This is a genomic window from Nocardioides panacisoli, assembly GCF_039537325.1.
GTDB lineage: Bacteria > Actinomycetota > Actinomycetes > Propionibacteriales > Nocardioidaceae > Nocardioides > Nocardioides panacisoli.
On the sequence record NZ_BAABAH010000003.1, the window covers coordinates 345,576 to 367,667 of the forward strand.

24 protein-coding genes and 1 pseudogene are annotated in these 22,092 nt (G+C 72.0%); 8 read left to right on the forward strand and 17 right to left on the reverse strand.

All coding sequences use genetic code 11. The annotated features are described in order from the left end of the window. Positions 1 to 66: 66 nt before the first annotated feature. The gene (gene aroF, locus ABD709_RS06990; protein ID WP_344773689.1) at positions 67 to 1,116 is read left to right on the forward strand and encodes a 3-deoxy-7-phosphoheptulonate synthase; all 1,050 of its coding nucleotides are present in this window, start codon (positions 67 to 69) and stop codon (positions 1,114 to 1,116) included. Positions 1,117 to 1,145: 29 nt separating this feature from the next. Next, entirely contained in the window at positions 1,146 to 2,132 is a 987-nt protein-coding gene (locus ABD709_RS06995; RefSeq protein WP_344773691.1) for a discoidin domain-containing protein, read from the forward strand. 10 nt (positions 2,133 to 2,142) lie between these two features. Here ABD709_RS06995 and ABD709_RS07000 read toward each other — a convergent pair. Beyond that, positions 2,143 to 3,411 (reverse strand): annotated as a pseudogene (locus tag ABD709_RS07000) (HNH endonuclease signature motif containing protein). 431 nt (positions 3,412 to 3,842) lie between these two features. Here ABD709_RS07000 and ABD709_RS07005 point away from each other — a divergent pair. After that, positions 3,843 to 5,021, forward strand: a complete 1,179-nt coding sequence (locus ABD709_RS07005) for a hypothetical protein (RefSeq protein WP_344773693.1) — start codon at positions 3,843 to 3,845, stop codon at positions 5,019 to 5,021. 151 nt (positions 5,022 to 5,172) lie between these two features. Here the strand turns inward: ABD709_RS07005 and ABD709_RS07010 are convergent, their stop codons facing one another. From ABD709_RS07010 to ABD709_RS07035, 6 genes are read right to left on the reverse strand one after another with little or no spacing between them, the layout of a single operon-like run. Further along, a complete protein-coding gene (locus ABD709_RS07010; RefSeq protein WP_344773694.1) occupies positions 5,173 to 5,559 on the reverse strand; it encodes a DUF1398 family protein in 387 nt (128 codons plus the stop codon). Positions 5,560 to 5,568: 9 nt separating this feature from the next. Beyond that, positions 5,569 to 6,561, reverse strand: coding sequence for a threonine aldolase family protein (locus tag ABD709_RS07015; protein WP_344773696.1), 993 nt, complete (start codon positions 6,559 to 6,561; stop codon positions 5,569 to 5,571). 43 nt (positions 6,562 to 6,604) lie between these two features. Continuing rightward, positions 6,605 to 7,198 (reverse strand): plastocyanin/azurin family copper-binding protein, encoded by a 594-nt coding sequence (locus ABD709_RS07020; RefSeq protein ID WP_344773698.1) that lies wholly within the window; start codon positions 7,196 to 7,198, stop codon positions 6,605 to 6,607. A gap of 10 nt (positions 7,199 to 7,208) precedes the next feature. Beyond that, positions 7,209 to 7,370, reverse strand: a complete 162-nt coding sequence (locus tag ABD709_RS07025; RefSeq protein WP_344773700.1) for a hypothetical protein — start codon at positions 7,368 to 7,370, stop codon at positions 7,209 to 7,211. 33 nt (positions 7,371 to 7,403) lie between these two features. Next, entirely contained in the window at positions 7,404 to 7,781 is a 378-nt protein-coding gene (locus ABD709_RS07030; protein WP_344773702.1) for a plastocyanin/azurin family copper-binding protein, read from the reverse strand. A gap of 39 nt (positions 7,782 to 7,820) precedes the next feature. Next, a complete protein-coding gene (locus ABD709_RS07035; protein ID WP_344773704.1) occupies positions 7,821 to 9,167 on the reverse strand; it encodes a class II 3-deoxy-7-phosphoheptulonate synthase in 1,347 nt (448 codons plus the stop codon). A gap of 104 nt (positions 9,168 to 9,271) precedes the next feature. Between ABD709_RS07035 and ABD709_RS07040 the strand changes: the two genes are divergently transcribed. After that, positions 9,272 to 9,676, forward strand: a complete 405-nt coding sequence (locus ABD709_RS07040) for a YybH family protein (RefSeq protein ID WP_344773706.1) — start codon at positions 9,272 to 9,274, stop codon at positions 9,674 to 9,676. Beyond that, entirely contained in the window at positions 9,673 to 10,248 is a 576-nt protein-coding gene (locus ABD709_RS07045; protein ID WP_344773708.1) for a 1-acyl-sn-glycerol-3-phosphate acyltransferase, read from the forward strand. The genes ABD709_RS07040 and ABD709_RS07045 overlap by 4 nt, the downstream gene beginning before the upstream one ends. Before the next feature lie 22 nt (positions 10,249 to 10,270). Here the strand turns inward: ABD709_RS07045 and ABD709_RS07050 are convergent, their stop codons facing one another. Continuing rightward, complete coding sequence (locus tag ABD709_RS07050) at positions 10,271 to 11,116, reverse strand: alpha/beta fold hydrolase (protein WP_344773710.1); 846 nt, start codon at positions 11,114 to 11,116, stop codon at positions 10,271 to 10,273. A gap of 18 nt (positions 11,117 to 11,134) precedes the next feature. Next, complete coding sequence (locus ABD709_RS07055; RefSeq protein WP_344773712.1) at positions 11,135 to 11,689, reverse strand: hypothetical protein; 555 nt, start codon at positions 11,687 to 11,689, stop codon at positions 11,135 to 11,137. A 68-nt stretch (positions 11,690 to 11,757) separates the two neighbouring features. Between ABD709_RS07055 and ABD709_RS07060 the strand changes: the two genes are divergently transcribed. Continuing rightward, positions 11,758 to 12,531: an endonuclease/exonuclease/phosphatase family protein gene (locus ABD709_RS07060; protein WP_344773714.1), complete on the forward strand. Its 774-nt coding sequence runs from the start codon at positions 11,758 to 11,760 to the stop codon at positions 12,529 to 12,531. On the opposite strand, the gene ABD709_RS07065 is transcribed toward ABD709_RS07060, so the two are convergent. Both ABD709_RS07065 and ABD709_RS07070 read right to left on the reverse strand, forming a co-directional pair. Beyond that, positions 12,518 to 13,723, reverse strand: a complete 1,206-nt coding sequence (locus tag ABD709_RS07065; RefSeq protein ID WP_344773716.1) for an amidohydrolase family protein — start codon at positions 13,721 to 13,723, stop codon at positions 12,518 to 12,520. The genes ABD709_RS07060 and ABD709_RS07065 overlap by 14 nt on opposite strands. A gap of 69 nt (positions 13,724 to 13,792) precedes the next feature. After that, on the reverse strand, positions 13,793 to 14,821 hold the full coding sequence (locus ABD709_RS07070; RefSeq protein WP_344773718.1) for a 6-phosphofructokinase: 1,029 nt from the start codon (positions 14,819 to 14,821) through the stop codon (positions 13,793 to 13,795). Between the two features lie 93 nt (positions 14,822 to 14,914). Here ABD709_RS07070 and ABD709_RS07075 point away from each other — a divergent pair, with 93 nt between their 5' ends. After that, positions 14,915 to 15,730 (forward strand): DUF1028 domain-containing protein, encoded by an 816-nt coding sequence (locus tag ABD709_RS07075; RefSeq protein ID WP_344773720.1) that lies wholly within the window; start codon positions 14,915 to 14,917, stop codon positions 15,728 to 15,730. A gap of 104 nt (positions 15,731 to 15,834) precedes the next feature. On the opposite strand, the gene ABD709_RS07080 is transcribed toward ABD709_RS07075, so the two are convergent. Genes ABD709_RS07080 through ABD709_RS07100 form a run of 5 tightly spaced genes read right to left on the reverse strand, consistent with a single transcriptional unit; the run spans position 15,835 to position 19,776 of the window. After that, a complete protein-coding gene (locus ABD709_RS07080) occupies positions 15,835 to 16,746 on the reverse strand; it encodes a hypothetical protein (protein ID WP_344773722.1) in 912 nt (303 codons plus the stop codon). After that, positions 16,739 to 17,386 (reverse strand): response regulator, encoded by a 648-nt coding sequence (locus tag ABD709_RS07085; RefSeq protein ID WP_344773724.1) that lies wholly within the window; start codon positions 17,384 to 17,386, stop codon positions 16,739 to 16,741. The genes ABD709_RS07080 and ABD709_RS07085 overlap by 8 nt, the downstream gene beginning before the upstream one ends. Before the next feature lie 22 nt (positions 17,387 to 17,408). Next, positions 17,409 to 17,912, reverse strand: coding sequence for a flavin reductase family protein (locus ABD709_RS07090; protein WP_344773726.1), 504 nt, complete (start codon positions 17,910 to 17,912; stop codon positions 17,409 to 17,411). After that, the gene (gene macS, locus ABD709_RS07095) at positions 17,909 to 19,042 is read right to left on the reverse strand and encodes a MacS family sensor histidine kinase (RefSeq protein WP_344773728.1); all 1,134 of its coding nucleotides are present in this window, start codon (positions 19,040 to 19,042) and stop codon (positions 17,909 to 17,911) included. The genes ABD709_RS07090 and macS overlap by 4 nt, the downstream gene beginning before the upstream one ends. Before the next feature lie 8 nt (positions 19,043 to 19,050). Next, positions 19,051 to 19,776 carry a lysophospholipid acyltransferase family protein gene (locus ABD709_RS07100; protein ID WP_344773730.1) on the reverse strand — a complete coding sequence of 242 codons (726 nt, stop codon included), beginning with the start codon at positions 19,774 to 19,776 and terminating at the stop codon, positions 19,051 to 19,053. 115 nt (positions 19,777 to 19,891) lie between these two features. Here ABD709_RS07100 and ABD709_RS07105 point away from each other — a divergent pair, with 115 nt between their 5' ends. After that, positions 19,892 to 20,656 carry an alpha/beta hydrolase gene (locus ABD709_RS07105; RefSeq protein ID WP_344773731.1) on the forward strand — a complete coding sequence of 255 codons (765 nt, stop codon included), beginning with the start codon at positions 19,892 to 19,894 and terminating at the stop codon, positions 20,654 to 20,656. 335 nt (positions 20,657 to 20,991) lie between these two features. On the opposite strand, the gene ABD709_RS07110 is transcribed toward ABD709_RS07105, so the two are convergent. Next, positions 20,992 to 22,086, reverse strand: coding sequence for an ROK family protein (locus ABD709_RS07110; protein ID WP_344773733.1), 1,095 nt, complete (start codon positions 22,084 to 22,086; stop codon positions 20,992 to 20,994). Between the last annotated feature and the right edge of the window lie 6 nt (positions 22,087 to 22,092).

Consider the following 22,092-nt stretch of genomic DNA (forward strand, 5'->3'; position numbering starts at 1 on the left):
GAGAGAGCGCCGTCCGGATCGCGAATCTCGAAGGCCCCGGGAGACCCGCTCCCCTAGGCTCCGGACATGGTGGTGGTGATGCTGCCGGGCGCCACGCCTGAGGACGTGTCCCACGTCGTCGAGCGCGTCGAGGCCGTCGGCGGCGAGGCGTTCGTGTCGGTCGGCGTGGACCGCACGATCATCGGTCTGGTCGGCGACATCGACAGCTTCCACCACCTCAACCTGCGCGCGATGCGCGGCGTCGCCGCGGTGTACCGGATCTCGGTGCCCTACAAGCTGGTCAGCCGCCAGCACCACCCCGACCGGTCGACGGTCTGGGTGGGCCGCCCCGGGCGCCAGGTCCCGATCGGCCCCGCCACGTTCACCTTCATCGCCGGCCCGTGCGCCGTCGAGAGCCCCGACCAGACGCTCGAGGCCGCGACCATGGCGCGAGCAGCCGGCGCCACCGTGCTGCGTGGCGGCGCGTTCAAGCCGCGCACCTCGCCGTACGCCTTCCAGGGGCTGGGCGTCCGCGGCCTCGAGATCCTCGCCGCGGTCGGCCAGAGCCTCGGCCTGCCCGTCGTCACCGAGGTGGTCGACCCGCGTGACGTCGAGGTCGTGTGCGAGCACGCCGACATGCTCCAGGTCGGGTCGGCGAGCATGGGGAACTCCGGGCTGCTCGAGGCGGTCGGCGAGGCCGGGAAGCCGGTGCTGCTCAAGCGCGGAATGACCGCGACCATCGAGGAGTGGCTGATGGCGGCGGAGTACGTCGCCCAGCGCGGCAACCTCGAGATCGTGCTCTGCGAGCGCGGCATCCGTACCTTCGAGCCGACCACGCGCAACACCCTCGACGTCTCGGCAGTGCCGATCGCGCAGATCGAGAGCCACCTGCCGGTCGTGGTCGACCCCTCGCACGCCTCGGGCCGGCGGGACCTGGTCGTGCCGCTGTCGCGGGCCGCGATCGCCGCGGGCGCGGACGGCCTCATGGTCGACGTGCATCCCGACCCCGAGGTCGCGCTCTGCGACGGACCGCAGTCGCTGCACGGCCCCGAGCTGCGAGCGCTCGCCCAGGCCGTGCGGCAGCTGCCGCCGATGATGGGTCGCAAGCCCGCGGAACCGACTACCGTGACCCCCTGACCGACTCTCGCCTGTTCCCCGGGGGCCCCATGCACTGCCTGCACTGCGGCGCTGCGCTCGGCGTCGGGCGGTTCTGCACCAACTGCGGGCAGCCGATCCCCGGGCGCCACGAGGGCGTGCCCGCGGCGCCTCCCCCGCCGCCCGCTCCGCCAGCACCGGCCGGTCCTCCGGTGACGCCGCCGCCCACCCGCTACCCGTTGTACGTCGACAGCCCGCCCGGGCCGCGGCCGACCGCGCCCCCGACGGCCGTCGTACCGGTCGGCCCGCCGGTGCCGCCGCCGGCGCCGCCGCAGCGACCGTCCGGCCGCGGGGCTGCGCCGTGGCTCCTGTGGGCGGTGCTCGGCCTCGCCGCGGTGCTGGTCGTCGGCATCGCCCTCGTGGTGGTGCTCGGTGGTGGCGACGACGACAGCACCGCCAAGGACCCCGGCCACCGGTCCCAGCCGCAGCGGGTGCCGAGCAACAGTGGCCCGACCACGTCGTCGCCGGCGCCCACCAGCAGCGCTCCGGCGAGCACCGCGACGGTGGCGGCCGGCCCGGCCCGCGACCTCGCGTCGGTGGTCCGGCGGGTCCAGGTCCCGGGCACCGCAGCCGCCAGCACCGACGCCCGCACCGGCGCCCCCGTGACGTTCGAGGCCGCGCACCTCACCGACGGCGACCCGACGACCTGCTGGCGCGTCGACGGCGACGCATCGGGCACCGCGATCACGATCACGTTCGCGCAGCCGGTCACGCTGACCGAGGTCGGGCTCGTCAACGGCTACGCGAAGAGCTATCCCGGCTACGACGGCTACCGGCTCAACCGCCGGGTCACCTCGGTCCGGTGGGTCCTCGACGACGGCACGACGGTCGAGCAGCAGCTCGCGAGCGACCGCCGGATGCAGACCGTCCCCGTGCAGGCCGGCGAGACCTCGCACCTGCAGCTCGAGATCGTTTCGGTCTCCCCGCCCGGCGCCGGGCCGCTCGGCAAGGACTTCACCCCCATCAGCGAGCTCGACCTCACCGGCTCGACCAGCTGAGACTGGCTGATCAGCGCTTGCGGCGGATGACGAGGTCTCCGTCGCCGAGGAGCTCGTACTCGTAGCGGGAATCGTGCACGCGGTGGTGGTGCCAGGGGCAGAGGAGGACGCCGTCGTCGATGTTGGTGTTGCCACCGTCGACCCAGCGGGTGAGGTGGTGGGCTTCGCACCAGATGGCGGGGTGGTTGCAGCCCTTGGCACGGCATCGCCTGTCCCGTAGTCGCAGCGCTCTTCGCTGAGGTGGTCGGAACAGCCGGTCGGCCCGCCCGAGGTCCAGGATCTCGCCTTGGTTGCCCAGGACCGCTGGGATGACCTGGGCCGTGCAGGCCAGCCGGCGGGCCTCGGTTGCCGAGAGGTTGGGTCCCAGGGCGGGGTCGGTGCCGTCGAGGATCGATGCGGTGGCGAGACCGCCGCGCAGCTGGTCCAGCGTCATGGTGACGATCAAGGTGGTGGCGTCCCCGCCGTGCTCGGGCAGCTTCCTCGGATCCAGGTGCTCCAACAACGAGCAGAGCGCCTGCGCGAGCTTCCGGGGGTAAGGGATCCGGTCGGCGTCCCCCGCTCCAGCCGGGGTGTTCGCCGGGTTGCGCGGTGAGGTGTAGGCCTCGAGATAGGTCCTGAGCCTGGTGGCGGATGCGTCGGGGAGCAGGCCGGTGATCCGGGTGGTGCCGTCGCCTTGGGGCTTGAAGGTGAGCCGCATCTTGTCCCGCGCGGTCTGCTCCTCCTGCTCGAGTCGCTTGGCGTCGGTCTCAGCTCCGGCCTCAGGATCGAGGTAGGCCAGGATCCGCCTGCCCAGCATGCGCAGCTCGTGGGGCTTGAACTGTGCGCATCAGCCGATCAGCATCTCCTCGGCCCGACCGACCATCCCCGACGACAGGTCGGCCGGCAGCGCATCGAGGGCGTCCACGATCACCTTTGCCTGTGCCGGTGAGACGGTGCCGTCGGCCATACCGGCCGCGAGCCGCGACCACTTGCGGTCCAGCGCCGTGGCCAGGTCCACGTCGGCGCGTCCGGTGCGCAGGTCGCACCGGGTGTGCTGGGAGACCCACGCGCCGACGTCCCGGGCTCCGTCGTCCTCGGCCACGTCGCCGGCCGAGGCGAGCAGTCGACTCCGCAGCTCTGCGACCTGCGCTTGCAGCGCGGTCACCTCCAGCAGCGCCTGCCGCTTCGCGGTCGTGGTCATGAACGTCGGCTGCACGTCCCGGACGTCCTTCAATGCAGCCCGCGCCGAGCCCAGTGCCGCCAGCACCGGATGCCCGGCTGGCCCATGGTGGTCGTCCATAGCGGGCCTCCTCCCGGCGCGCGCTGTCGAATGACGTCGCGCCGCCGAGAGCGGGAAGCTGTCACACGCCTCGCGGGAAACCCGAATGCAGCACTAGGTCCGATCGTCCAGCCTTTACGGGGCATCGTGTCCGGCACCTACGCCAATAGTACATGTGTTCGAATGTCGGCGCAACACATCGGGCCCACTCCGCGCGAGTTCGCGGCGCGACGATCGCTGCGCTCGCTCATGCCGAAGACCGCGCGGTTCATTAAGGAGGGATTGGTCGAACCGGTGAACCCGTCACGCGGGACCGCGATACCCCGATCTGAGTCCGGGGTCGGCTCTCGGAGGCGACCGGCGATGTCCGTCGTTCCGCCCTCTCCGACCTTCTGGTCGTGTCAGGATTCGCTGGGAGGTCTCGGGTGAAATTGAAAGCAAGTCTGTGGTTGGTGCGCGCCAGTCAGCTCGAGGCCGTCTCCGCGCTGGAAGGGCACGTCGCTACTGGGCGAGTCAGTCCGACAGATCCCTCCGGATGGGTTGCTGCGGCGCTCGACGCCGGAGACGTGTCCCGGCTCCTCCCAGATCGACCGCAGATCCAGTTCCTGACCACATCGGAGACATTTGCGGTCGTCGCTCGGTCCGAGGACGGTGAGCGCCTGGCGTGGCGCAGGAACGACGGCGAAGGTCCAGCGCTTGATTCCGTCGCCGGAATGATCGCGTCCACGTTCGGAGGAGCTCCGGAACTGGTGGCCGCCGCTCTGCTGGGAACCGACCCGAACATCAACGGCATCGATTTCGCACTGAGAACGATCGTCGACCTCCCAGGGCGCACAATCCGACCGGCGCGGCTAGGAAGAGCCCCCGTGATCGGGTACGACGGCACGCAGTTGGCATTCGACAACACCGCGCGGTTGGCCGGGCCGTGCTTGTGCGTAGCTGGTCGTGACGGCTGGAACTTCATGGTCCCTGCGGCCGATGCCTCGTGGTCCGTCCCTAAGATCTTGGCCGCTCTACGCTCTCTCTCGAGTCATGAGGGTCAGCCCGTCCATCCGTTCGCCATGTGGAAACTCGGCGACACCGCACTATTGCGAGTCGACTGGGCTGAGGGAGCGGCAGCGCTCGCTGTGCTTGGCCCCGTCTGGCAGACCCTCGGAGAGGTGGGTCGCTTGGATCGCGAACGCGAGAACCGTCTAATCGACGCACTCTCGAGCTATGCGGATCCATCCACCGTGCGAAGCGCGCTCGCGATTGTGCAGGAAACGCCCGGTCGCAGCGGGATTGCAGAATTCCTACAAGCCGTTGGTCTGCCGTCACAAGCCGCGGAGATCCTCGACATGCGTCGAGGCGATCACGTCGGAGCGAAGCGGCTAGAGCACGTGCCAATGAAAGCTGCAAAGCGTGTGCTGGCGGCTCCGCGCAAGCAGCAGATCTCCGCGGTGGCGTACTTGAGTCTGGGCGCGGTCTTCATGGTGCTCGGATTCCTCGACCGAGACTCGCTTCCCGGCGTCCTGATCCTGGTCTTGGCAGGGACGTTCCTGATGGGCGGTGCCGTGCTGTGGCAGGTGGCTCGCGCGGCACGCCGCAGAGCCAGCGCCTCGACGAGCGCCGCAAATTGCACCTCCCAATGACCCGGGACACAGCCGAGCGAGCGTCCTTCCGAGAGTGGGCGGCCTGCTGAACGCTTCGCTCTTTACTGGCAAAACGCCGCTGTCGGGGCGAAGCGCCCGACCATGCCGCTCGGCGTGCGCGGTTCCGCACGCTACTTCCGCAGAGCGATGACTACTCGATCGTCTCCACCAGGAGGACCACCCCTGCGCGATCGAGATAGCTCATGGTGAGCGCCGTTGTGTCCGCGACCCACTTCTCGACACCGCTGTCCGCCAAGCTCTTGGACATCTCGAGGTACGAGGTCTCGCCGGCACTGTGACGGCGGAGGTGCTCCAGGAAGGTGGTTCTGTCGCTCACCTCGGCCACCTGGAGCACCTCGTGGTGCGCCGGCGAGACGACCCGCAGACCGTCGGCACTGAAGAACTCCGAGCGGCCATCGCTCACGAGCGACTCAAACCGGACGACGCCGGCGGCCGCCAGGCCCCGCAGGTAGTCACCCAACGAGTCGGCGCGACCGAGTCGAGCATGCAAGTCATCGATCTGCGCCATCGTGAACATGGAAGGACGCTAGAGGGAGGCGAGCACCTTCGCAGCCGTCTCGGCGTCGTCACGACTCACTCCGAGGTGGGTGACCAGCCGGACGGTCTTGGAGCCGACGGCGCCGATCAGGACGCCGTGCTCCTTCGCCCGGGCGACCATGCCGAGGGCGTCGTCGGAGTCGACCGCGACGATGTTGGTGTCGACCGTCGCGGGGTCGACGCCGACCGCCTCGGCGAGGAGCCGGGCGTGCGCATGGTCGTCGGCGAGCCGCTCGAGGTGGTGGTCGAGCGCGTGCAGCCCCGCCGCAGCGAGGACGCCGACCTGACGCATCCCACCCCCGAGCCGCTTGCGGCGCACCCGCGCCTCGGCGATCGCGTCCGCCGGGCCCGCGAGGAGCGAGCCGACCGGCGCGCCCAGCCCCTTGGACAGGCAGACCGAGACGACGTCGGCCACCGCGCCGTACTCCTCCAGCGGCGTGCCGGTCGCGACGTGCGCGTTCCAGACCCGCGCCCCGTCCATGTGCACGGCGACCGCGTGCTCGTCGGCGTAAGACCGCAACGCGCGCAGGTCTTCGAGCGGGAGCACGGCGCCGCCGGCGAAGTTGTGGGTGTTCTCGACCGAGAGCGCCGCGGTGCGCACGAAGAACGGCCCCAGGTCCGGCGAGAGCATCTCGTCGATCGCGGCCAGGTCGATCTGCCCCCGGCGGTCGCGCCAGGTGCGCATGGTGAGTCCGGTGATCGCGCCGTGGGCGCCGAGCTCGGCCCGAGCGATGTGCGCCCGCGCCTCGCAGAGGACCTCCTGGCCCGGCGCGACCAGCAGCCCGACGGCGAGGACGTTCGCCATCGACCCGGTCGGCGTGAACAGCGCCGCCTCCTTGCCGAGCAGCGCGGCGACACGCTCCTCGAGCGCGGTCACCGTCGGGTCCTCGCCGTAGACGTCGTCGCCGACCTCGGCCGCGGCCATCGCCGCCCGCATCTCCTGGGTCGGCTTGGTGACGGTGTCGGAGCGGAGATCGATCACCCCAGCATCCTCGCCCACCCGGCAAGCCGCCCGCGCGCGGGCCTCAGCTGATCGTCAGCGGAACCTTCGGCGACCATCCCGACTCCTCGCCGAGCGCCGTGTTCGACGTACGAGCGCGGACGACGTAGTCGCCAGGCGCCGAGGGGTTCAGCTTGCCGCCCGCGTGCGTCGTGTCCTGCCGCAGGTTGCGCCACGTCTTGGCGTCCGCCTTCCTGAACTGCACGTCGTAGGCGACGCCGTCCGGAGCGGCCCCGGTGGCCCAGCGGAGCTTCCAACCGTCCGCAGCAGAACCCCCGTCGACGACGAGCGGTACGACGACGCTCGCCCTCATGAAGGAGTGATGCATGCAGTGGTAGCGGAACCGGCCCGCGGAGTCGAAGGTCAGCGAGGCGGTGCCGCCGCCGGCCGCGATGTCCCCGGTGTCGAACAGGCCGACGTCGGAGGTGACGGTGTGGAGCGTCGGGTCCAGGTTGGTCCAGGTCACCGTCGCGCCCTGGGCGACCCGGAGCGCCTCCGGGGCGAAGGAGAAGCTGGAGATCGACACGGTGTCGGTGCTGACGCCCGCGGTGGCGGGCGCCGAGAGGGACAGGCTCCCAACGGTGGCGGCCGCTGCCAGCGCGACCAGCGTCCGGTACATGGCCCGGACGCTACTCCTCCTCGTCGTCCTCGACGTCGAGGTAGTCCTCCTCGTCCTCCTCGGCCAGGTGCGGGTAGTCCTCGTCGTCCCCGACCGGGTCGGCGTCCTGCGCCTGCTCGGCGACGTCCGCCTCGTTCGCTTCCGGGATGGGCTCGTCAGTGGGGCTCGTCATGCCTGCCCGGTGCCCGGTAGGAGCAGCGGCAAACTAGTCGGCGACGATGTGGCCGGCCGACCTGATCCCGGCGGGGTGCGGCCGTGCGGCCCGCACCACCACCTTGCCGGTCATCTCCGGGTGGATGCTGCAGTGGTAGCGGAACGTGCCCGCCGACCGGAACACGTGCCGGAAGGTCTGGCCCGCCGTCTTGACCCCGCTGCCCCAGGAGCCGTGGTTGGGGGTCACGGTGTGCGCCACCGAGTCGTTGAAGGTCCACTTGACCGCCTGGCCGACCGTGATCCGGACGGTCTGTGGCGTGAAGGACATGTGATCGACGTCGACGACCTTGGCAGCACTGGCCGGGCCGGCGACGAGCAGGGGGAGGGTGAGGCCGAGCACCAGGACCGCAAGGGCGCGTAGGAGTCGCATGTCCCGGAGCGTAGGCCCGCGGGACGTGGCTGGGAAGGCTCAGGAGCGCTGGAGCATCTCCGCGACGAGGAACGCCATCTCGAGCGACTGCACGCGGTTGAGCCGAGGGTCGACCACCGACTCGTAGCGGTGCGCGAGGCCGTGCTCGTCGAGCTCCTCACCACCGCCGATCACCTCGGTGACGTCGTCGCCGGTGTTCTCGACGAGGATGCCGCCGGGCACGGTGCCGAGGGCGCGGTGCACGTCGAAGAAGCCCTGCACCTCACCGAGCACGTCCTCGAACCGGCGGGTCTTGTAGCCGTTGGACGTCGGGAAGGTGTTGCCGTGCATCGGGTCGCAGATCCACGCGACGTCGACACCCTCGGCGGTGACCTTCTCGACCAGGGACGGCAGGCCGTCACGGATCTTCTCGGCGCCGAACCGGGTGATGAAGGTCAGCCGGCCGGGCTCGTTCTCCGGGTTCAGCGCCCGCGCCAGCCCGAGGGCGTCGTCGGCCGTCGCGGTCGGGCCGAGCTTCACGCCGATGGGATTGCGGATGTGGCGGAAGTACTCCACGTGCGCACCGTCGAGCTGCCGGGTGCGCTCGCCGATCCACACGAAGTGGCCCGAGACGTTGTAGGGCTGCTCGGTGCGGGAGTCGATCCGCGTCATCGCGTGCTCGTACTCCAGCAGCAGCGCCTCGTGGCTGGAGTAGAAGTCGACCCGGTGGAACTCGTCGGGGTTGGCGCCGATCGCCTTCATGAAGGTCAGGGCTCGGTCGATCTCGGCGGCCATCGCCTCGTACTTCGTGCCCGCCGGGCTGTTGCGCACGAACTCCGAGTTCCACGCGTGCACCTGGCGCAGGTCGGCGTACCCGCCGGTGGTGAAGGCACGCACGAGGTTCAGCGTCGAGGCCGAGGAGTGGTAGACCTCGAGCAGCCGCTGCGGGTCCGGGATCCGCGACTCGGGCGTGAAGTCGTAGCCGTTGACGGCGTCGCCGCGGTAGGCCGGGAGGGTGACCTCCTGGCCGTCGACGATCCGGGTCTCGTCGTTGCTGGAGCGCGGCTTGGCGTACTGCCCGGCCAGCCGGCCGACCTTCACGACCGGCACCGAGGCGGCGTAGGTCAGCACGACCGCCATCTGCAGCAGCACCCGCAGCTTGTTGCGGGTGTTGTCGGCCGTCGCGCCGGCGAACGTCTCGGCGCAGTCGCCGCCCTGGAGTAGGAACGCCTCGCCACGGCTGACCGCCGCGATCTTGCCCTTGAGCTCGTCGCACTCGCCCGCGAAGACCAGCGGCGGCAGGGTACGCAGCCGCTCGACGGCCGCGGCGAGTGCCGCGGGGTCGTCGTAGGTCGGCTGCTGACGGGCGCCGATGGCGTGCAGCTGCTCGAGGGACGGGATGCTCACCTCCCTAGGGTACGGCGACCGCCGCTCCCGCACCGAGCCAGCGCCGTCCCGTGGACCCGTCGCGGGCGTAGAGTTCACGAAACACGAGCACCCGGAGGACGCCGATGACCTCGACGGACGAGACGGAGTTCCGCGCCTGGGTCGAGGGACCGCTCTGCGAGGCCGAGCGTGCCATGCACAACGGTGACCTCGCACCGCGGCGCGCGCTCTGGTCTAGCAACGAGCCGGTCAGCGTGCTGGGCGCGTGGCGCAGTGCCATCGGTCAGCAGGAGCTCGACGCGCTCTTCGACGGCCTCGGCGAGACCTTCTCCGACTGCACGTCCTTCGCCCTGGAGCTCCAGTCCTGCTGCGTCGTGGGCGACATGGCCTACACGGCGGGTCTGGAGCACACCTCGGCCTCCGTCGACGGCGAGCCCCGCACCTACACGCTGCGCGCGACGCAGGTCTACCGCCGCGAAGGCGGCGAGTGGCGCGTCGTCCACCGCCACGCCGACACGGTCAGCGAGTGATCGTCCGGCGCGCGCTGGCGCGAGGGATCGTTCGGGCCGCGCGCTGGCGACTGGTCGGCACGGTGCCGGACGCCGGCATCATGGTCGGCGCACCGCACACGTCCGCCTGGGACTTCGTCGCGATGCTCCTCATCGCCTGGGGCAACGGCAAGAGCCCCCAGGTGCTGGTCAAGCACACGTGGTTCAAGGGTCCGACCGGCTGGGCGCTACGGAAGACGGGCGGCATCCCGCTCGACCGCGAGAACCCCGGCGCGACGATCCGGGCCCTGCTCGCCGAGGCCAAGGGTCACGAGTCGTTCATGCTCGTCATCGCTCCCGAGGGCACCCGCGGCAGCGGCGAGTTCTGGAAGCCCGGCTTCTACCGGATCGCCCAGCAGACCGGGCTTCCCATCTCGCTGGGCTTCGTCGACGGCCCGACCCGAACCCTCGGGATGGGCCCCATGTTCCACCCGACCGGCGACGTCGTCGCCGACATGGACCTCGTCCGCGCGTTCTACGCCGACAAGCAGGGCATCCGTCCCGCCAACCGCACCGAGCCGAGGCTCCGCGAGGAGCGCGCGGCCGCGGACTGACACCTGCCTGTCTCGGAACCGGTCAGTGCGCGGAGGGGTCCGGGCTCGCCTGCTCGCCGAGCCATCGGCACAGATGGGCCGCGAGTGCTGCCGGCTGGTCGAGCTGGATCAGGTGCCCGGCGCCCTCCACCACCGTGGTCCGTGCCCCCGGGATGAGCTCGCCCAGCCGAGAAGCTCGGTCGACCGGGATCCAGGTGTCCTCCCGTCCCCACACCACCAGCACCGGAAGGTCGATCTCGGGGTATCGGGGCTCGACCTCGTCGGTGTAGCGCTGGTCCGCCTGAGCGATCTGGCGATAGAAGGCGTCCTGCCCTTCAGCGCCACGCCACGGCGACACCAGCATCTCCATGGCCTCCTCGGTCAGGCCGACATGACTGGCGCCGGCGATGTAGGAACGCAGGATGCCCTCGTGGATCGGCGGTGGGACTGCGCCGAACACGTCGGCGTGCTCCCGGACCAATCGGAAGAAGTCCGAACCCCAGGGCGCCAGCGCCACCACGTCGACCAGTGCGAGCGAGGCGAACCGAGCCCGTTGGAGCAGGTGAGCCCGTAGGGCGACTGCCCCGCCGTAGTCGTGCGCGACGACGTGCGGCGAGCGGAGGCCCCAGTGGGCGAGAAGATCAGCGAAGAGCTCGCCCTGCACGTCGAGGGAGACGGGGTGCTCCGAGTGCTTCGACGACTCCCCGTAACCCGGCATGTCCCACAGGTAGACGGTGTGGGAACCGACCAGGGCCTCCGCGTACGGTCGCCAGAGCTCGGACGACCACGGCGTGCCATGGCAGAACACGACAGCGGGACCGGAGCCCATCCGCTCCCATCGCACCGTGCGGCCACGCCAGGGGAACGCCTCGCTCAGCACGGACGCCATGCTGGCACACGTCGCAGGTCAGGGAGCCGCGACGACGCCCAGCTGCCGCAGCAGGAAGAGGAAGGCGGTGGCGAACGGGTTCTCCTTGCTCTCCTCCGCCACGAGCGCCCAGTCCACCTGCTCCCGGACCGCACGCGCGACGGGCAGCACGCGGCCGAAGTCGCAGGCGTGCTCCTCCATCGCGTTCAGCCGGTCGGCCATCAGCTCGGTGGCGGAGAGCACGGGCATCAGCACGGACTCGACCTCGATCTGGTCGACGTCGTCGAACCGGCTGCGGTCGATCGGCCTGCTGCGGGCGCGGTAGATCACGTCGACCATCGCGTCGTCGACGTACACCTTGAACAGCCAGTCCTCGGGCGGTTGCACGACGTGCAGCCCGGCGTCGGCGAGCAGGCCCTGGGCGCGCGACGCGTCCTCCTCGGCGACCATGAAGTCGACGTCGTGCTCGGGCTCGGGTCCGCCGCGCGCCCACAGGCCGTAGCTGCCCGCGAGCGCGAACGGCGCCTCTCCGGACTTGAGGGCGACGGCGACCACCTTGAGCGCCTCGCGGAGTCCCTGCTGGGTGTCTGTCATGGCGAAGCGTCCGGTACCCGCGGCACGTGGGCGCATGCCGTCGGCGGACGGTGGGTACCGCCCAGCCGATGCGGCTGGTGACGTTCAACATCCTCAACGGGCGCTCGCAGCACGACCAGCAGGTCGACGTGGAGGTGCTGCGCGCCGCGGTCCGCGACCTCGACCCCGACGTGCTCGCGCTGCAGGAGGTCGACCGCAACCAGCCCCGTTCCCAGATGGCGGACCTCACCGCCGTCGCGGCCGAGGCGATGGGGGCGGTCGACCACCGCTTCGTCGCGGCCCTCGCCGGCAGCCCCGGCGCGACCTGGACCGCGGCCACCGGCGACGAGCAGCCGGACGACGCGGCGTACGGCATCGCGCTGCTCAGCCGCTGCCCGGTGACGGCCTGGCAGGTGGTCCGGCTGCCGGCGCTCCGGACCCGGGTGCCGATGTGGTTCGACGGCCGGCTGCGGCCGACGCTGGTGCGGGACGAGCCCCGGGTCGCGGTCGCTGCGTCGCTGGACTCACCCCTCGGACCGCTGGTCGTCGCCACGACCCACCTGTCGTTCCTCCGCTGGTGGAACACCGGCCAGCTCCGCCACCTGCGTCACGCGCTGGGCGGCGTACGGCGACCCCTGCTCCTGACCGGCGACCTGAACATGTCGGCCGAGCGGGCCGAGCGCGCGACCGGCATGACGTCGCTCGCCCGCCACCCCACCTTTCCCGCCGACGAGCCCGTCGAGCAGCTCGACCACGTGCTGCTGGACGCCGGCGAGGGTGCGGTACGCGTCGGTGGGACCGAGGCCTGCCGGATGCCGCTCTCGGACCACCGGGCGCTGGTCGTGGACCTCAGGCCGGGATGACCGACTCGCCCCGCACCCAGACGGCTGTGCGCCGCCCCAGCGCGTCCGGCTCGGCCCGGAGGTCGCCGTCGACGACGAGCACGTCGGCGGCGAGGCCGGGACGGATCGACCCGGTCACGTCACCGACCCCGAGAGCGTCGGCGGTGCCGGCGGTCGCCGTCATGAGCGCTTCCGCAACCGGGTAGCCCCCCTTGACCAGGTCCGTGACGGCGAGCCACTGGTTGCCGTGGCCCTTCAGCGGCATCGCGCCGGAGTCGACGCCGGGCACGACCGTCAGCCCGTGGTCCCTCATCCGTCCGAGGTGGCCGTAGCGCTGCTCGAAGAACGCCTGCATGTCCAGGCCGAGCCGCTGTTGCACCTCCAGGACCTGCGGCGGGGGCGGCGGCAGGGTGTGGATGAGCGAGAAGTCGTTGCCCATCGTCGGGTCGACCTGGACACCTGCAGCAGCGACGCGGCCGAGCAGGTCGTCGGACAGCACCGCGCCGTCCTCGCAGATGCCGGTGAAGTGCTCGATCGCGTCCACGCCGCCGGCGAGCGCCTCCTCGATGCCACGGACCGAGTGCGCGTGCGCCCGTACGCCGAGCCCGTGCCGGTGCGCCTCGTCGACGAGCACGCGGAGGTCCTCGGCGCCGTACTGCGCACCCATCATGTCCGTGCCCGGCGTCAGGAAGCCGCCGCTGGCCATCACCTTGATCACGTCGACGCCGCGCTCGTGGTGCTCGCGGACGGCGGCCCGGATCTCGTCGGGACCGTCGGCGACCGCGCCGAGGAAGTGGCAGTGGCCGCCGGTGATCGTGATCGGCGGCCCGGACGCGACGACCCTCGGTCGTCCGGGTGCCGGCGTCCGGAACGGGAGGGTCCGGTAGCCGACGTCGCCGAGATCCAGGACGGTCGTCACGCCGTACGCCGCCTGCTGCACGAGCGACCGCTCGATCTGCGCGTCGACCTCCTCGACGCTCGCCACACCAGCGCGCTCGAGCGCACCGAGGCTGCCGTCCGAGACGAGGTGGCTGTGCGCGTCGATCAGACCCGGAAGCAGGGTGCCGGTGTAGGTGATGACGGAGCAGTCGGCGGGGACGTCGTACGCCGCCGGCTCGACGCCGGCGATCGTGTCCCCCTCGACGAGGACGGTGGCTCCTCCAGGGAGGAAGCGGGTGCCGTCGAATGCCACAGGGGCCCGGAGCGCGTGCATGGCGACAGTCGACACCCGGTCGCCGTGTCGACGACACCGTGCTGACCGCACTCGTCGTCGGGGATTTCCTCAGCCGAAGAAGACCTGCGCCTCGGCGTACTCCGACGGCCCGACCAGCTTGAGCTCGCCGGTCCCCTCGCTGAGCGGCACCCGGACGATGTCGGTGCCGCGGAGGGCGACCATGACGCCGTACTCCACGTCGGCGACGGCGCCGATCGCCTGCAGCCCGAACCGGGTCGCGAGCCACCGGTCGAACGCGGTCGGCGTACCGCCGCGCTGCACGTGGCCGAGGACGACCGCGCGCGCCTCCTTGCCGGTCCGGTCCTCGATCTCCTTCGCGAGCCGGTCGCCGATGCCGCCGAGGCGGACGTGGCCGAACGCGTCCTTCTCCCCGCTCTGCATGGTCATCCCGGTGCCGTCGGCGGGGACGGCGCCCTCGGAGACGACGATGATCGGGGCGTACTGCGTCTGGAACCGCGTCTCCACGCGCGCGCAGACGGCGTCGATGTCGAACGGCTGCTCCGGGATCAGCACCTCGCTCGCGCCGCCGGCCATCCCGGCGTGCAGCGCGATCCAGCCCGCGTGCCGGCCCATCACCTCGACCACGAGCACCCGGTGGTGGGACTCGGCGGTCGTGTGCAGCCGGTCGATCGCCTCGGTCGCGATGTTGACCGCGGTGTCGAAGCCGAAGGTGAAGTCGGTGCCGGACAGGTCGTTGTCGATCGTCTTGGGTACGCCGACCACGGGCACGCCCTGCTCGGACAGCTTCGTGGCGACGCCCAGCGTGTCCTCGCCCCCGATGGCGACCAGCGCGTCCACGCCCGCGGCTGCCAGGTTCGCGGTGATCCGCTCCACGCCGCCCTCGACGGCGAACGGGTTGGTCCGGGAGGAGCCGAGGATCGTGCCGCCTCGAGGCAGGATGCCGCGGCACTGCTCGATGCCGAGCGGCATCGTCACGCCCTCGAGCGGACCCCGCCAGCCGTCCCGGAACCCGACGAACTCGAACCCGAACTCCTTGACCCCGCGACGGACCACCGCCCGGATCACCGCGTTCAGCCCCGGGCAGTCGCCGCCCCCGGTGAGCACTCCGACCCGCATCCGGCCTCCTCCAGCAGTTGGATCGTTCAACACCGCGAGCCTAGCGATGCCGGGCGCCCCGGGTCACCCGTACCGCCCCACTAGCCTGGAGCCATGACGTTCTCGATCGTGGCCCGCTCCGCCGACGGGGAGTCCTGGGGAGTCGCCGTCGCCTCCAAGTTCCTCGGCGTGGGATCCGCCGTCCCCGCTGCCGTCGCCGGCGTCGGCGCGATCGCGACCCAGGCCCTCGCCAACGTCGCCTACAAGGGCCTCGCGCTGTCCCACCTCGACGAGGGCGCCACGGCGTCGGTCGCGCTGCAGCGGCTGCTCGAGGAGGACGAGGGCCGCGACCACCGCCAGGTCGGCATCGTCGACGTCGACGGCGGTTCTGCGAGCCACACCGGAACCGCGTGCCTGGACTGGGCGGGCGGGCTGACCGGCGAGGGCTACGCCATCCAGGGCAACATCCTCACCGGCTCCGACGTCGTCGAGGCGATGGAGGCGGCCTGGCTCGCCAGCGACGCCGACGAGCCGCTCGAGCGGCGGCTGCTCGCCGCGCTGCGGGCCGGCGATGCGGCCGGCGGTGACAGCCGAGGCCGCCAGTCCGCGGCGGTGCTCGTCGTCCGCGAGGGCGCCGGCTACGGCGGCTTCGACGACGTCGCCGTCGACCTGCGCGTCGACGACCACGCCGAGCCGATCCCCGAGCTCGAGCGGCTGCTCGACCTGCACGAGCTCTACCTGACCGCCACCGACGAGGACGCCCGCGTCCCGGTCGACGACGCGCTGCGCGCCGAGCTCGACGCCTACGCCGTCTCCCAGGGCCGCGCCGACTTCCCGGCGTGGGTGGGCGCCGAGAACTACGAGATGCGCGTCGGCGACGACTTCACCTGGATCGACCAGCGGATCCTCGACATCGTCCGCGCCGGCTGACGGGCTGCTGGTTTCCCAAGGGATGTAGGGAACGCGGCGCCTCCCACGGCGTACAACCATCGGGGAGCGCAGGTTTCCCGACATCCCTTGGGAAACCTGCAGGCTCAGGTCAGGCGGTCGCGGGCGGCGCGGGCGGCGTCGCGGTCGGCGGTGGCGGTGCGGAGCACGGCGGCGGCCTCGTCGCGGGCCTCCTCGGCCTCGGCCTGCTCCTCGTCGACCTCGTCGAGCCGCTCCTCGAGGTCGGAGAGCCGGCGGCGCAGCTCGTCGAGCTCGGCCTGCAGCTGCAGCGAGCGGGCGGACAGCCGGTCCACGTCGGCGGCCACCTCGGCGTGGGCGGCGTGCGCGGCCTCGTACTCCTCCTCCGCCGCTGCCAGCCGCTCCTCGGCGGCCTGGACCGCCTTGGCCGAGGCGTCGGGATCGGGTACGACGTGCAGCTCCGCCGGTTCGGGCACGGGTGCCTCGCGTGACGTCGCCGCGAAGCCGAGGGCGTCGGGCACCGCGAGCGCGGCGGCGAGCACGCCCGGATCGACCGGCTCCACCCCGGTCGTCGACAGGGGGGCGACGAGCAGCCCGCTGCGCACGGCCCGCCCGCACTCGGCGTCGACCATCGCCGCGGTGAGCGTCGCCTCGACCTGCTCGGCGACGGCCTCGGTCACCCGGAATCCCTCGTCGGAGGCCAGCCGGCGCGCCTGCTGGGTCACCGCGGCGGTGACCTGGCGACGCTGCTTGGTCAGCGCGCGGAGCTCGCCCGCCGACATCGCCGCCTGCGCGTCGCGCAGGGCCGCGCCGACGCTCAGCACCTGCTCCACCTGGGCCGTCTCCCGCCGTACGAGCAGGTCGACGATCCAGGCCGCGGTGCTCGGCTTCTTCAGCGCCTTCACCCGTTGCGACAGGGCAGCCTGTCCGTCCGCCTTGAGCTCCTTGGCCCGGGCGTCCCTCGCGCGCGTGAAGTCCGGGAGCGGCAGGCCGTAGAGCTCGTCGGCGACCTCGAGCAGCGCCGTCGCGTCCTCAGTCATCGAGGCCCTGCTCGATGGCGTACCTCGTCAGCTCCACCCGGTTGTGCATCTGCAGCTTGCGCAGGGTGTTCTGCACGTGGTTCTGCACGGTCCGGTGCGACAGCACCAGCCGCTCGGCGATCTGCTTGTAGGACAGCCCCTTCGCGACCAGCTTGAGGATCTCGGTCTCCCGCGTCGTCAGCTGCTCCCCCGGCGGCGTCTCCGGCGTCTGCATCCGCCGGAACTCCCCGAGCACCAGCCCCGCCAGCCCCGGCGTGAAGACGCTGTCTCCCTCGGCCACGCGGCGCACGGCGTCGACCAGCTCCTCGCGCGACGCGGACTTCACGAGGTAACCGGTCGCGCCCGCCTTCACCGCCTCGAGCACGTCGTCCTGCTCTCCCGACGCCGACAGGATCAGCACCCGCGCCGACGGGTCCGCGCCGAGCACCGCCGCGGTCACCTCGACGCCGTTGGGCTCCGGGATCTGCAGGTCGAGTACGACGACCTGCGGGCGCGCGGCCGCCGCGCGGTTCACCGCCTCGGTCCCCGTCGCCGCCGTCGCGACGACGGTGAACCCGGCCGCCTCCAGGTCGCGCTCGACGGCGTCGCGCCACATCGGGTGGTCGTCGACGACCATCACCCGCACCCGAGGCTCGTCCATGGCTGAGGACCCTATGCGACGGCTATCCGCGGTGGAACCGGCCGCGACGGTGCAGCAACGGCTCGTCCTCGCCGCCGATCGCGACCGAGTCGATGGAGCACGCCACCTCGACCGACCAGCCGACCTCCCGCTCCCCGGTCAGCGACACCTCGGCCCACGTCGAGGCGTCCGCGAGCCGGGGCCCGTAGGCCGACGCCACGAACGCGCGCTGCCGGAACGGACCGCCCGGCGCGGGCGCCGTGCCGGCGAACTCCTCGGCGAGCTGCCGGTCGGGCCAGGTCAGCAGCTGGACGACGGCGCGGCCGGTCTCCCGCAGCACCGCGGTGAGGTCGGCATCCGGGTCGAGCAGCGCGAGCACCGACGGGACCGGCCCGAGCGCGACCATCAGCGACGTCACCGTGAGCCCGGCGCGTTCGGTGTCGTCGCCGGCCGTCCAGAGCGTGACCGCGCCACCGATCCGGCCGCGGAACCGCCGCGCGGGGTCCGGTTCGGGATCGGCGAAGGGATGGGAGGTGTGGATCGTCATCTCGGGACCACGATCTCCCACTCGGTCCCCGACGGTCCGGTGACCAGCGTCGCCGTACCGCCCAGGTCGCGGACCCGGCCGCGGATCGACTCGCGGACGCCCAGCCGCCCGTCGGCCTCGGCCTCGGCCAGCCGCCGGTCCGGGATGCCCGGGCCCTCGTCGCGCACCGACAGCTCGACCCGGTCGCCCAGGTCGTCGAGGAGCACCCACGCCGCCGCGCCCTCGCCGACGTGGCGGGTGACGTTGTCGAGGCAGGCGCCGACGACGGCGACCAGCTCGCTGACGGCAGCGGCCGGCAGCTCGACCTCGACGCCCGGCAGCGCCACGTGGACCCCTGGCCGCGCGTCGAACGCGGCGAGCGCTGCCGCCAGGTCGGCGGTGCCTGTCGCGGACGCGGCCCGGGCCGAGACGGAGTCCTGCGTCCGGATCAGGCTCCGCAGCGCGTGCTCCTGCTCGCCGGCGAGCCGGCCGAGCTCCGCCGCGTCGCCACCGAGCTCGCCGCCGCGCCGCTGGACCAGCGCCAGCACCTGCAGCACTCCGTCGTGCACCACCCGTGCGAGTCGGGCGCGCTCAGCCGCGGCGGCCGCCTCGCGCTGTGCCTGGTCGCGCTCGGCCGCCATCTCCTGCAACGACTGGCAGAGGAACCCGACCATCGTCCCGGCCAGCAGGATCAGGAACAGGTGGCTCCAGTCGTTGGAGCCGGGGTGGGCGCGCAGCAGGATGTCGGTCACACCGAGCATCCCGCCGGCAACCCCGCCACCGATCCAGCCGAACCTGATCGCGCAGGCCAGCACGGCACCGTTGATCCAGAATCCCGGCACGGTCGCGGAGAAGTCGGCGCCCTTGACGATCGGCGTCGCCAGCAGCACCGCCATCGCGATCCCGAGGTCGAGCGCGACCACGGCAGGAGTACGTCGCACCGGCGCGGCGTAGACCCAGGTCGAGACGAACGTCCACGCGACCATGACGCCGATGCAGGCCCAGCCGAGGGCGGGCCGCTCGAAGCTGTGGCGGTAGATCGTCCATCCCACCGCGTTCGCGAGCACGATGACCCGCAGCACCGCCAGCGCGCGGAACATCCTGCTCTCGACGGCGACCGCCGCCTGGCCGGAGCCCATCGCGATGCGCACGCCGTGGGTCAGGAGGCCAGCTTCCGCTGCTCGTCGCCCTTGTCCGTGGCGACGGCCTTCTTGGACTCCTCCTTGGCGCGGGAGGCGTACATGTCGACGTACTCCTGACCGGAGAGCCGCATGATCTCGTACATGATCTCGTCGGTGATCGACCGCAGGATGAAGCGGTCGTTCTCCATGCCGGCGTAGCGGCTGAAGTCGAGCGGCTGCCCGAACCGGACGTGCGGGCGGACCAGGCGGCCGAACTTCTTGCCCGGAGGCGCGATCGTGTCGGTGCCCACGACGGCGACCGGGATCACCGGTACGCCCGACTCGAGGGTCAGGCGGGCGACGCCGGTCTTGCCGCGGTAGAGGCGGCCGTCGTGCGACCGGGTGCCCTCGGGGAAGATCCCGCACACCTCGCCGTCGGAGAGCAGCCCGAGCTGGGTCTTGAGCGCTCCCGCCGCCGCGCTGCCGGACGCGCGGTCGATCGGCACCTGGCCGGTGCCGGAGAAGAACGTCTTCTTGAGCCAGCCGCCCACGCCCTTGCCGGTGAAGTACTCCGACTTCGCGACGTAGGTGACCCGCCGCGGGATGACCAGCGGCATGAACAGCCAGTCGGCGTAGGAGAGGTGGTTGGACGCCAGGATGACCGGGCCCTCGGCGGGCACGTTCTCGGCGCCCTCGACGTGCGGGCGGAACACGACCTTCAGGAACGGACCGAGCGCGATGAACTTCAAGAAGTAGTAGAACAACGCTCGCACCTCTCGGTTGGGCCCGGACCTGAGGTGCAGCCTAGTGCCCGTCGACGCGCCGTTGCACCGCCGGTTCGCCCGCCGGTCCCACCACGGTCTGCGGCACAATCGCGCCATGACCGACGTCAACACGGCCTTCAGCGCCGAGGCCCGACCCGAGCTCACCGGCGGCAAGCGGATCGGCGTGCTGCTGAGCCACGGCTTCACCGGGTCACCCGCGTCGATGCGGCCGTGGGGCGAGCACCTCGCGGCGCAGGGGTACGGCGTCGCCGTACCCCTGCTGCCCGGGCACGGCACGACCTGGCAGGACCTCAACCGGCACGTCTGGCAGCAGTGGGTCGACCACCTCGACCCGGTCCTCGAGGAGATGCACGCGACGCACGACGCCGTCGTGCTGGGCGGGCTCTCCATGGGCGGCGCGCTGGTGCTCCGGCTGGCCGCCGATCACGCCGACTACGTGGCCGGCGTGATGCTGGTGAACCCGGCGGTCGCGACCAAGCGGCTCGACGTGCGGCTGCTGCCCGTGCTCAAGCACCTGGTGCCGTCGTTCCCGGCGATCGCCAACGACATCAAGAAGGAGGGCGTCGACGAGCACGGCTACACCCGCACGCCGCTCAAGGCGATCCACTCCCTGATCCAGGCGTGGCGGCCGTTGCTCGCCGACCTGCCGTCGGTGACCGCGCCGATCATCTACTTCCGCTCCGCCGACGACCACGTCGTCGACGAGGCGTCCCAGCCGCTGATCGAGGCGGGCGTCTCGTCCACCGATGTCACCGTCGTCCCGCTGCCGGACTCCTACCACGTGGCCACCCTGGACAACGACGCCCAGACGATCTTCGACCGCTCGGCCGAGTTCGTCGCACGGGTCACCGCCGGCTGACCCACATCCGCTGCCACCGCGACCGCTGGGACGTAGTCTGGGCGCCGTGCAGCGAGACGACGACGACGTCTGGAAGGCGATCGTCGACAACTACGGCGATCGCGCTCGGCTGGAGCCCGAGGACGAGGCGACCGTGCGCGCGCCGGAGCCGGAGCGGCCGCCCTACGACGACGCCGACGACGAGGAGGAGCTCTCCGACCTGTGGCGCGACCCCGACGAGGCGTACGTCCCGCCGACCGCCCCGCCGATCCCCCGCCCGCCGGCCGACCGACTCCTCGCCTGGTGCGGCGTGCTCGGCGCACCCGTCGTCATGCTGCTGGTGGTGGCCCTCCAGCTCAGCCTTCCCGAGTGGGGCGGCCTGCTGCTCGCCGGGGCGTTCGTCGGAGGCTTCCTCTACCTGGTGTTCCGGACGCCGCGGTCGCCCAGGGACCCCTGGGACGACGGCGCCCGCGTGTGACCGCACGGACCAGCAGCGCGGCGCCGACCGCGCCGGCCTCCGGCCCGAACGCCGCGGGCACGATCTCCGGGACCTCCCGGTAGGCGGTCGCCTGCAGGTTCGCCGCGAGCGCCTCGCGTGCGGGTCCGAGCAGCAGGTCGCCGTCGCGTGAGACCCCGCCGCCGACGATCACCAGCTCGGGGTCGAAGGCGGACACCAGCGCGGCGACGCCGACCCCCAGCCAGGTGCCGATGCTCGCGATCGCGTCGCGTGCGGTCTCGTCACCGGCGCGGGCCATCGCGCCGACGTCCTTGCCGGCGACGTCGGGCCCCAGGCTGAGCCGTACGGCGCGCTCGAGCGCGCGGCCGGAGCAGTACTGCTCCCAGCACCCGTGCAGCCCGCACTCGCACGGCCGCCCGTCCGGCACCAGCCGCATGTGGCCGAACTCGCCGGCGAAGCCCTGGTGGCCGTGCACGACCTGCCCGTCGAGCACCAGCGCGCCGCCGATGCCGGTGCCGACGGTGATCAGCAGCGCCGAGTCGACGTCCCTGGCCGCGCCCGCCTCCAGCTCGGCGTACGCCGCGCAGTTGGCGTCGTTGTCGACCACGACCGCCGGACCGGGCCGCAGGATCCGCGGCAGCGGAGTCCGGCCCGCCCGGTGCGTCGGGGTGCCCGGCCGGCGGAGGTGCTGCGACAGCCGGTCCTCGAGCCGGTCGCGGAGCGGGGCGTCGCGCCACGGCACGTGCGCGCCGAACTTCATCCGGCCGTCCCTGCTGTCGACCAGGCCTGCCGCCGAGACGCCGACCATCTCGATCGGCCGCCCGGCGGCCAGCTCGAGCACGGCGCCGACGACGGCGTCCTCGACGACCGAGTCGGGCGCGTCGCGACCCGGCATCGGTCGCTCGGCCGTCCGCACCGGCATCACGTCCGGGCCCGCGAAGGGGAGCTCGACGGCGAGGACCTTGGTGCCGCCGACGTCGACCCCGACCAGCATCAGCGC

Bases quoted from the DNA above. Each gene is read 5' to 3' on its own strand.
- aroF (WP_344773689.1), top strand. From the start codon at position 67: ATGGTGGTGGTGATGCTGCCGGGCGCCACGCCTGAGGACGTGTCCCAC.
- ABD709_RS06995 (WP_344773691.1), top strand. From the start codon at position 1,146: ATGCACTGCCTGCACTGCGGCGCTGCGCTCGGCGTCGGGCGGTTCTGC.
- ABD709_RS07010 (WP_344773694.1), bottom strand. From the start codon at position 5,559: ATGTTCACGATGGCGCAGATCGATGACTTGCATGCTCGACTCGGTCGC.
- ABD709_RS07020 (WP_344773698.1), bottom strand. From the start codon at position 7,198: ATGTACCGGACGCTGGTCGCGCTGGCAGCGGCCGCCACCGTTGGGAGC.
- ABD709_RS07025 (WP_344773700.1), bottom strand. From the start codon at position 7,370: ATGACGAGCCCCACTGACGAGCCCATCCCGGAAGCGAACGAGGCGGAC.
- ABD709_RS07030 (WP_344773702.1), bottom strand. From the start codon at position 7,781: ATGCGACTCCTACGCGCCCTTGCGGTCCTGGTGCTCGGCCTCACCCTC.
- ABD709_RS07040 (WP_344773706.1), top strand. From the start codon at position 9,272: ATGACCTCGACGGACGAGACGGAGTTCCGCGCCTGGGTCGAGGGACCG.
- ABD709_RS07050 (WP_344773710.1), bottom strand. From the start codon at position 11,116: ATGGCGTCCGTGCTGAGCGAGGCGTTCCCCTGGCGTGGCCGCACGGTG.
- ABD709_RS07055 (WP_344773712.1), bottom strand. From the start codon at position 11,689: ATGACAGACACCCAGCAGGGACTCCGCGAGGCGCTCAAGGTGGTCGCC.
- ABD709_RS07060 (WP_344773714.1), top strand. From the start codon at position 11,758: ATGCGGCTGGTGACGTTCAACATCCTCAACGGGCGCTCGCAGCACGAC.
- ABD709_RS07065 (WP_344773716.1), bottom strand. From the start codon at position 13,723: ATGCACGCGCTCCGGGCCCCTGTGGCATTCGACGGCACCCGCTTCCTC.
- ABD709_RS07070 (WP_344773718.1), bottom strand. From the start codon at position 14,821: ATGCGGGTCGGAGTGCTCACCGGGGGCGGCGACTGCCCGGGGCTGAAC.
- ABD709_RS07075 (WP_344773720.1), top strand. From the start codon at position 14,915: ATGACGTTCTCGATCGTGGCCCGCTCCGCCGACGGGGAGTCCTGGGGA.
- ABD709_RS07080 (WP_344773722.1), bottom strand. From the start codon at position 16,746: ATGACTGAGGACGCGACGGCGCTGCTCGAGGTCGCCGACGAGCTCTAC.
- ABD709_RS07085 (WP_344773724.1), bottom strand. From the start codon at position 17,386: ATGGACGAGCCTCGGGTGCGGGTGATGGTCGTCGACGACCACCCGATG.
- ABD709_RS07090 (WP_344773726.1), bottom strand. From the start codon at position 17,912: ATGACGATCCACACCTCCCATCCCTTCGCCGATCCCGAACCGGACCCC.
- ABD709_RS07105 (WP_344773731.1), top strand. From the start codon at position 19,892: ATGACCGACGTCAACACGGCCTTCAGCGCCGAGGCCCGACCCGAGCTC.
- ABD709_RS07110 (WP_344773733.1), bottom strand. From the start codon at position 22,086: ATGCTGGTCGGGGTCGACGTCGGCGGCACCAAGGTCCTCGCCGTCGAG.